The sequence below is a fragment of the Kitasatospora sp. NPDC059088 genome, assembly GCF_042738155.1.
Lineage (GTDB): Bacteria > Actinomycetota > Actinomycetes > Streptomycetales > Streptomycetaceae > Kitasatospora.
In genome coordinates this window covers 86779-95209 of the sequence record NZ_JBHYGR010000002.1, presented here as the reverse complement: position 1 = coordinate 95209, position 8431 = coordinate 86779, and the positions used below count along the sequence as shown (strand labels likewise).

Below are 8431 nucleotides of genomic sequence, written 5' to 3'. Positions count from 1 at the left end.
GGGGGGGGCCCGTGCTCGCCCCCCCCCGCGGGGGCCCCCCCCGGGGGGGGGCCGCCCCCCCCCCCCCGGCCGCGAGCACGGCCGGGACGGCGGAGCAGACCCGGCCGCCCGCCGGCGGCACCCCCAGCGCCGCGGCCACCACGCCCGGCGCGGCCCCGGCCCAGGGCGACGCCGCGGCCTGGGCGAAGTGGAACCTCAAGCCGCTCGCCCCGGCCCCCGCGCCGCCGGCCGACAAGCCCGTCAAGCTCGAACGCACCGGCACCGTACCGGTGTTCAGCGATGTGAAGACCACCGACAAGGTCATCTTCATCACCATCGACGACGGCGCCGAGAAGGACCCGAAGTTCGTCGAGATGCTGACCGACCTCAAGGTGCCGATCTCGATGTTCCTGACCAAGGACATCGTCAAGAACGACTACGGCTACTTCAAGCCGCTCCAGGCACTGGGCAACCACATCCAGAACCACACCGTCACCCACCCGGTGATGAGCAAGCTGTCGGCCGACAAGCAGAAGTCCGAGATCTGCGAGGACCAGGCCGCGCTCACCCAGCAGTACGGCACCGCCCCGCTGCTGTTCCGCCCGCCGTTCGGCGACGGCGCCAACACCCCGATGCTCAACACCTCGGTGCAGCAGTGCGGCCCGCGCGCGATCGTGCTGTGGCGCGAGTCGATGCAGATCCACGACATGCAGTACCAGGCGGGCGACAAGAAGCTGAAGTCCGGCGACATCATCCTGGCGCACTTCCGCGGCCCCAAGGAGCTCAAGGGCGCCACCATGACCCAGATGTTCGCGGACCTGCTGGCCCGGATCCAGGAGCAGGGCTTCTCGGTGGCCCGGCTGGAGGACTACATCCAGGCGCCGGCCTCCTAGGCCCTGTCCGCTCAGACCGGCCGGCCCAGCATCATCAGCGGCCCGTTGTCGGTGCGGCTGAGGATCACCGTGACGGAGTTCGGCCCGGAGGGCTTGAGCTGGCGGCGCAGCTCCTCCGGGGTGATCGCCATCCCGCGCTTCTTGATCACCACCGTGCCGACCCCGCGCTCGCGCAGCAGCGCCTTCAGCTTCTTGACGTTGTACGGGAGCACGTCGGTGAGCTCGAAGGCGTGCGCGTACGGGGTGGCGACCAGGCGGTCCGAGGTCACGTAGGCGATCTTCGGGTCGATCAGCCGGCCGTCGACCTGCCCGGCCACCTCGGCCACCAGGTGCGCCCGGATCACCGCGCCGTCCGGCTCGTACAGGTAGCGCCCGACCGGGCCGGCCGGCGGGTCGGGCAGGTCGCCGCCGGTCAGGCTGTCGCCGTGCGGCAGCAGGGTCGCGCGGTGCGGGCGGACCGCCCCGGTGCCGAACCAGAGCACCGCCTCCTTGACGTCCCCGTGGTCGGAGACCCACTCGGCCTCGGCGTCCGCCGGGACGGCCTCGTGCGGGATGCCCGGGGCGACCTTCAACGCGCCGATCGGGGTCCGCCGCCCGGCCTCGACCGCCCAGGACAGCGGCGGGGCGTACGCCTCCGGGTCGAACACCCGGCCGCGCGAGGTGCGCCGCGCCGGGTCGGTGAACACCGCGTCGTAGCCGGTGACGTCCACCTCGGCGACGTCCGCGCAGCGCACCTCCACCAGCTCCGACAGGCCCAGCGCGGCGGCGTTGGCGGCGGTGGCGGCGCAGGCCGCCGGGTCCTTGTCGACGGCCAGCACCCGGATCCCGGCCCGGGCCAGGGCCAGCACGTCCCCGCCGATGCCGCAGCAGAGGTCCGCCAGGCGCCGTACGCCCAGCTCGGCGAAGCGGCGGGCCCGCCACTCGGCCACGCTGCGCCGGGTGGACTGCTCGACCCCGTTGGGCGTGAAGTACATCAGGTCGGCGTCCGCCCCGAACTTCGCCCGCGCCCGCTGCCGCAGCCGCGCCTGGCCGAACGCCGCCGACACCAGCTCCGCCGGGTGCTCCCGCCGCAACCGGGTGGCCAGCGCCAGCTCCTCCTCGGGGGTGAACTCGCGCAGCTCGGCGAGCAGGGCCTGACCCTCGGGGGTCAGCAGGGGCTGGAGGTTCTCGGTGTCCACCAGGTCATTCTGACCGGTCGGCCCGTCAGCAGGGCCGGCAGCGCCGGCGCGAACGGCGTCGCCGGCGGGGCCCGGGGAGTGGATCCGGAGTGTGGCCGCTCGTCCGCGGGTCGAGCCCGCAGGGCGCGTCGTTGGCACTCTGGTTGACTGAGTGCTAACGGCAGCCTATGGTCGTCCTTGGCACTCCCCACTGGGGGAGTGCTAATGCGAAGACGTGTGCCTGACCCCCGCGACGGCAGGTACGCAGGTTCGCCCCTACCCGTTAGAAAACCCCGTAATCTCCGAAGGGGAGCTCGGACGTGACCACCAGCAGCAAGGTTGCCATCAAGCCGCTCGAGGACCGCATTGTGGTCCAGCCGCTCGACGCCGAGACCACCACGGCCTCCGGCCTGGTTATCCCGGACACCGCCAAGGAGAAGCCCCAGGAGGGCGTCGTCCTGGCTGTCGGCCCGGGCCGCTTCGAGGACGGCCAGCGTCTGCCGCTCGACGTCGCCGTGGGTGACATCGTCCTGTACTCGAAGTACGGCGGCACTGAGGTGAAGTACCAGGGCGAGGAGTACCTCGTCCTCTCCGCCCGCGACGTTCTCGCCATCATCGAGAAGTAAGTCGTTCCGACCCGCCCCGGATCCGTGTCCCTAGTGACAGGGGCCCGGGGCGTGGTTGTTGGTTCACGTAGTTCGGCGGCCGGCCGGCCGCAGCCCCGAGGGAATAGGGAACATGGCGAAGATCCTGCAGTTCGACGAGGACGCCCGCCGCTCGCTGGAGCGCGGTGTCAACAAGCTGGCCGACACCGTCAAGGTGACCATCGGCCCCAAGGGCCGCAACGTCGTCATCGACAAGAAGTTCGGCGCCCCGACCATCACCAACGACGGTGTCACCATCGCCCGTGAGGTCGAGCTGGACGACCCGTACGAGAACCTTGGCGCGCAGCTCGTCAAGGAGGTCGCCACCAAGACCAACGACGTCGCGGGTGACGGCACCACCACCGCCACCGTGCTGGCCCAGGCCCTGGTCAACGAGGGTCTGCGCAACGTCGCCGCCGGTGCCGGCCCGGCCGCCCTCAAGAAGGGCATCGACAAGGCCGTCGCCGCCGTCTCCGAGCACCTGCTGTCCATCGCCCGCGAGATCGAGGGCAAGGACGACGTCGCCGCCGTCGCGTCCCTCTCCGCGCAGGACACCCAGGTCGGCGAGCTGATCGCCGAGGCGATCGACAAGGTCGGCAAGGACGGTGTCATCACCGTCGAGGAGTCGAACACCTTCGGCGTGGAGCTGGACTTCACCGAGGGCATGCAGTTCGACAAGGGCTACCTGTCGCCGTACTTCGTCACCGACGCCGAGCGCCAGGAAGCGGTCCTCGAGGACCCGTACATCCTGATCAACCAGGGCAAGATCTCCTCCATCCAGGAGCTGCTGCCGCTGCTGGAGAAGATCCTGCAGAGCGGTGCCTCCAAGCCGCTGCTGATCATCGCCGAGGACGTCGACGGCGAGGCGCTGTCGACCCTGGTCGTGAACAAGATCCGCGGCACCTTCAACGCCGTCGCCGTCAAGGCCCCGGGCTTCGGCGACCGCCGTAAGGCGATCCTCGGCGACCTGGCCGTCCTCACCGGCGGCACGGTCATCTCCGAGGAGGTCGGCCTCAAGCTCGACCAGGCCGGTCTGGACGTGCTGGGCACCGCCCGCCGCGTGACCATCACCAAGGACGACACCACCGTCGTCGACGGTGCCGGTGACTCCGAGGCCGTGGCCGGCCGCGTCGCCCAGATCAAGGGCGAGATCGCCGCGACCGACTCCGACTGGGACCGCGAGAAGCTGCAGGAGCGCCTGGCCAAGCTGGCCGGCGGCGTCTGCGTCATCAAGGTCGGCGCCGCCACCGAGGTGGAGCTCAAGGAGCGCAAGCACCGTCTGGAGGACGCCATCTCGGCGACCCGCGCCGCGGTCGAGGAGGGCATCGTCGCCGGCGGTGGCGCCTCGCTGGTGCACGCCGCCAAGGTGCTGAACGACGGCCTGGGCCTGTCGGGTGACGAGGCCACCGGTGTCGCCGTGGTCCGCAAGGCGCTGCACGAGCCGCTGCGCTGGATCGCCCAGAACGCCGGCCTCGAGGGCTACGTCATCACCCACAAGGTCGCCGAACTGGAGGCCGGTCACGGCTTCAACGCGGCCACCGGCGAGTACGGCGACCTGCTGAAGGCCGGCGTCATCGACCCGGTCAAGGTCACCCGCTCCGCGCTGGAGAACGCCGCCTCGATCGCCTCCCTGCTCCTCACCACCGAGACCCTCGTGGTGGAGAAGAAGGAGGAGGAGGCCGACGCCGGTCACTCGCACGGCGGCCACGGCCACTCGCACTGAGGCACCGACGCCTGACCGGAGGCCCGGTCCACTCCCTCGGGGAGTCGGACCGGGCCTCCGGCCGTTGTTCGGCGGTGCGCTTGAGGCTTCAACTATCAGTAGAATTTTGCAGAATGCAAAGATTGCCTTATAACTGAGGCATGATCGAGGCCCGCCACCTGCGCGTCCTGCGTGCCGTCGCCCGCACCGGCTCCTTCTCCGCCGCCGCCCGCGAGCTGGGGTGCACCCAGCCCGCCATCAGCCAGCAGATGAAGGCCCTGGAGAAGTCGGTGGACACCCCGCTGGTGGTCCGCTCGGGCCGCGGGATGCAGCTCAGCGAGGCCGGGCGGGTGCTGCTCAAGCATGCCACCGGGATCCTGGCCGGGCTCTCCGCCGCCGAGGAGGAGGTGGCCGCGATCGCCGGGCTGCGGGCCGGCCGGGTGCGGCTGGTCTCCTTCCCGACCGCGAGTTCCACCCTGGTGCCGCCCGCGGTCGCCCGCCTGCGGGACAGCCATCCGGGGGTGCGCGTGTCGCTGGTCGAGGCCGAGCCGCCGGAGTCGCTGGCGATGCTGCGCGGCGGCGAGTGCGAGATCGCGCTGGCCTTCCGCTACCCGCAGTCCGACGGTGCGGCCGCGGCGCCCGCCCCCGCGCACGGCACGCCGCGCGAGGCCCGGGCCGAGGCGAACCTGGAGGCCCAGCAGCTGTCGGCCGGCACCGACTGGTCCGACCTGGTGGTCACCCCGCTGCTGGACGACCCGCTGGTGGGCCTGCTGCCGGCCGCCCACCCGCTGGCCGGGCGGGGCGGTCCGGTGGAGCTGGCGGAGCTGGCGGGGGAGCAGTGGATCGCCGGCTGCCCGCAGTGCCGGGGGCACCTGGTGGAGCTGTGCGCGGGGGCGGGTTTCGAGCCCCGGATCGACTTCGCGACCGACGACTACCCGGCGGTGGTCGGCCTGGTGGCGGCCGGGCTCGGGGTGGCGGTGCTGCCCCGGCTGGCCCTCCAGTCGGTGCGTCCTGACGGCGTGTCGACGGTTCCGGTGCGGACGGCCTCGGGGGCGCCGGCGGTGCGCCAGGTGGTGGCGCTCACGCTGCCGGACCTGGCCGAGGTGCCGGCCGTCGCGCTGATGCGGGAGCGGCTGGCGGGTGCGGCCGCCGATCGCTGACGATCGGTGACCGGGTTCCCCAGAGGGGGGCGGAGCGGCCTGATGCGCCGCGAAGGAACGTTTCTTCACGGCGCGCCGCGAGCGCGGGTCTAACGGTGCGCGACCGCCGGCGGGGTCAACGGGACCTCCACCAGGCGGTGCCGCGAGCGGCCCAGCATCTCCTCGCGCTCGTCCTCGGTCATCCCGCCCCAGACCCCGTACGGCTCGCGGACCGCCAGGGCGTGCGCCGCGCACTCGGCGATCACCGGGCAGCGCATGCAGACCTCCTTGGCGCTGGTCTCGCGCGAACTGCGGGCCGCTCCGCGCTCACCCTCCGGGTGGAAGAAGAGCGAGCTGTCCACGCCGCGGCAGGCCGCCGAGAGCTGCCAGTCCCAGAGGTCCGCGTTGGGACCGGGGAGGCGGGAGAAATCTGCCATGGCTCATTCCCTTCAGAGGCGGTCGGCGGCGGCCGGGCGGTTCGGCGGGCTGCTGCCGAACGGTGCCCGGCGGGGCGTCCCGCGCTGGTGTGGACACCTGGAAATATGACTTAAGGCAACTCCATGGACAAGTCACCCACACACTGGCACAACAGTCAATGACCATACGAAAGCTATAAAAACGGGCAAAGTGGGCAAGGGGTTCGGCGGGCGCGAGGTGTGGCAATCGGGTGGTCGACGGGCGCGCGACGACCCGTACCGGCGTGCGGGTCGTGCGCCCACCGCGCGCGAGCTGCGTAAAAGTGCGGCGTGTGCACCGCGATGCGGCTGATCGGTAATGGGTTGGCCACGTACAGTGGTGGAGATGGCCCGAAGGCCGTAACTCATTCGAGTGACGGTCGTTGGTAGTGCGGAGGCGGTTAGCGGGCGCCGGACGTCGGGAACGATCGCGGGCAAGTCGGGGCGATCAGGACGAAGTCCGTCGCCGATCGGCCGTGTCGGAGAGGTTCGTACCAGCCAGGAGGCTCAACGTGACGCGGATCAGCTGCGGAGGACGACGGTCATGACTTCCGTTCTCGTTTGCGACGATTCCCCGCTCGCCCGCGAGGCGCTTCGCCGCGCCGTCGCGACCGTACCCGGTGTGGACCGGGTCACCACCGCGACGAACGGGGAGGAGGTCCTCCGCCGCTGGGTGGCCGACCGCTCCGATCTCGTCCTGATGGACGTCCGGATGCCCGGCCTCGGCGGGGTCGAGACCGTCCGGCGGCTGCTGTCCGCCGATCCGGGCGCGCGGATCATCATGCTCACCGTCGCCGAGGACCTCGACGGGGTCGCGCTCGCGGTGGCCGCGGGTGCCCGCGGGTACCTGCACAAGGACGCCTCGCGCGCCGAGCTGCGGGCCACCGTCACCCAGGCCCTCGCCGACCCGACCTGGCGGCTCGCCCCGCGCCGGCTGCGCAGCCCCGACATGGGCGCGGCACCGACCTTGACGGCGCGTGAGATCCAGGTGCTGGAGGGCATGAGCCACGGGCGCAGCAACGCCGAGATCGGGCGCGAGCTGTTCCTGTCCGAGGACACCGTCAAGACCCACGCCCGACGGCTGTTCAAGAAGCTCGGCGCCTCCGACCGTGCGCACGCGGTGGCGCTGGGTTTCCGCTGGGGCCTGGTCCGCTGACCGTCGGCGGCGCCGCCGGCCGCGGCGCGCCGCCCTCGAATTCCGGAGCGGACGCCGCACGGGCGTGTGACGTTACGGTCCCGAGGTTGCACCATGGAGGAGTGGAGCACCTCGGGGACCAGCGGACAGGCACTGCGGCGAACCACGCAGCCGCAGGACACTCGGCGGACGGCGCGACGGACAGGACCACCCACGGCGGCGCGGCGGGAGGCGGCACGGTGCAGGAGGGGCCGGTGGTGCGCGGCACGCCGCACGGTGCCGCAGCGCATAACGTTCCGGTGCACAACTCCGGACGCGGTGCCGCGTTTTCCCGATCGACCAGGCACCATGGACCGATGCGCGACGATGTCGCCGGTGCGGCCGGCCAGGCGGACCCGGGTGAGGCCGAGCCCTCCGACCCGGGTCGTGACGCGTACGCGGAATCCGGCGACTCCGTGACCGGGGACGGTCCGGGCCGCCCGCCGGTGCTCGGCACGGGCGGCTCCCCCCTGGTGGGCGAACTGGTCGCGGCCGCCGTGCGCGGTGAGGGCCCGGCGATCGACGCGCTGCTCGCCTACGTCCACCCGCTGGCGCTGCGGTACTGCCGCGCCCGGCTGGTCCGGCTGCCCGGCGGGGCCCGGCACCACGTGGACGACGTGGCCCAGGAGGTCTGTGTCGCGGTGCTGTGCGCGCTGCCCCGGTACAAGGACCAGGGACGGCCGTTCGAGGCCTTCGTCTACGGCATCGCCGCACACAAGATCGCCGATCTGCAGCGGGCCGCGATGCGCGGGCCCGGCTCCACCGTCGTGCCGCAGGACGACCTGCCGGAGGTGCCGGACGAGGCGCTCGGCCCGGAGGAGCAGGCGCTGCTGAGCAGCGACGCGGCCTGGGCCAAGGAGCTGCTCTCCAACCTGCCGGCCCGTCAGCGCGAGCTGGTGCTGCTGCGGGTGGCCGCCGGGCTGTCGGCGGAGGAGACCGGCGAGGTGCTCGGGATGTCGCCGGGGGCCGTCCGGGTCGCCCAGCACCGCGCGCTCAGCCGGCTGCGGGCGCTCGCGGAGGAGTCCTCCTGAGGCCGGGCGCCGCCTCCTCCTGACCGGAGGCGCAGGCCAGGGGGCCCGGCCGGGCGGAATGAGCCCGCGGGGGCGCTTGTTGTCAAGGGCACACGAGGACACATTCGCGGTGCCAGTACCATGGGGTATCGGCGCCTGGGCAGGTTGCCAAAGTTTTGCGGGTGCACACGGGGTTCCGTTGGAGCTTCCTCCAAGCCACCCGGCTTTCGGCCGTCTGCGCGAGTGAGCGATCAACGCGCCCCCTCCCTCTGGGCGCG

8 protein-coding genes are annotated in these 8431 nt (G+C 72.2%); 6 read left to right on the top strand and 2 right to left on the bottom strand.

Annotation, left to right across the window (positions count from 1 at the left end):
* The first annotated feature begins 11 nt into the window (after nucleotides 1–11).
* Nucleotides 12–872 carry a polysaccharide deacetylase family protein gene (locus tag ACFWXO_RS01305; protein WP_380521326.1) on the top strand — a complete coding sequence of 287 codons (861 nt, stop codon included), beginning with the start codon at nucleotides 12–14 and terminating at the stop codon, nucleotides 870–872.
* A gap of 11 nt (nucleotides 873–883) precedes the next feature.
* Here the strand turns inward: ACFWXO_RS01305 and ACFWXO_RS01300 are convergent, their stop codons facing one another.
* Nucleotides 884–2053: a methyltransferase domain-containing protein gene (locus ACFWXO_RS01300; RefSeq protein ID WP_380521324.1), complete on the bottom strand. Its 1170-nt coding sequence runs from the start codon at nucleotides 2051–2053 to the stop codon at nucleotides 884–886.
* Between the two features lie 296 nt (nucleotides 2054–2349).
* Here ACFWXO_RS01300 and groES point away from each other — a divergent pair, with 296 nt between their 5' ends.
* The 3 genes from groES (at nucleotide 2350) to ACFWXO_RS01285 (ending at nucleotide 5535) form a co-directional block, all read left to right on the top strand.
* Nucleotides 2350–2655: a co-chaperone GroES gene (gene groES, locus ACFWXO_RS01295; RefSeq protein ID WP_014136232.1), complete on the top strand. Its 306-nt coding sequence runs from the start codon at nucleotides 2350–2352 to the stop codon at nucleotides 2653–2655.
* 112 nt (nucleotides 2656–2767) lie between these two features.
* A complete protein-coding gene (gene groL, locus ACFWXO_RS01290; RefSeq protein ID WP_375882138.1) occupies nucleotides 2768–4396 on the top strand; it encodes a chaperonin GroEL in 1629 nt (542 codons plus the stop codon).
* Between the two features lie 140 nt (nucleotides 4397–4536).
* Nucleotides 4537–5535 carry a LysR family transcriptional regulator gene (locus ACFWXO_RS01285; protein WP_375882141.1) on the top strand — a complete coding sequence of 333 codons (999 nt, stop codon included), beginning with the start codon at nucleotides 4537–4539 and terminating at the stop codon, nucleotides 5533–5535.
* An 89-nt stretch (nucleotides 5536–5624) separates the two neighbouring features.
* On the opposite strand, the gene ACFWXO_RS01280 is transcribed toward ACFWXO_RS01285, so the two are convergent.
* The gene (locus tag ACFWXO_RS01280; protein WP_375882144.1) at nucleotides 5625–5951 is read right to left on the bottom strand and encodes a WhiB family transcriptional regulator; all 327 of its coding nucleotides are present in this window, start codon (nucleotides 5949–5951) and stop codon (nucleotides 5625–5627) included.
* Between the two features lie 562 nt (nucleotides 5952–6513).
* On the opposite strand from ACFWXO_RS01280, the gene ACFWXO_RS01275 reads away from it, so the two are divergent.
* Together ACFWXO_RS01275 and shbA are read left to right on the top strand one after the other, a co-directional pair.
* On the top strand, nucleotides 6514–7125 hold the full coding sequence (locus ACFWXO_RS01275; protein ID WP_014136228.1) for a response regulator transcription factor: 612 nt from the start codon (nucleotides 6514–6516) through the stop codon (nucleotides 7123–7125).
* Nucleotides 7126–7460: 335 nt separating this feature from the next.
* Nucleotides 7461–8174 (top strand): RNA polymerase sigma factor ShbA, encoded by a 714-nt coding sequence (gene shbA, locus ACFWXO_RS01270; protein ID WP_375882147.1) that lies wholly within the window; start codon nucleotides 7461–7463, stop codon nucleotides 8172–8174.
* Nucleotides 8175–8431 lie beyond the last annotated feature (257 nt).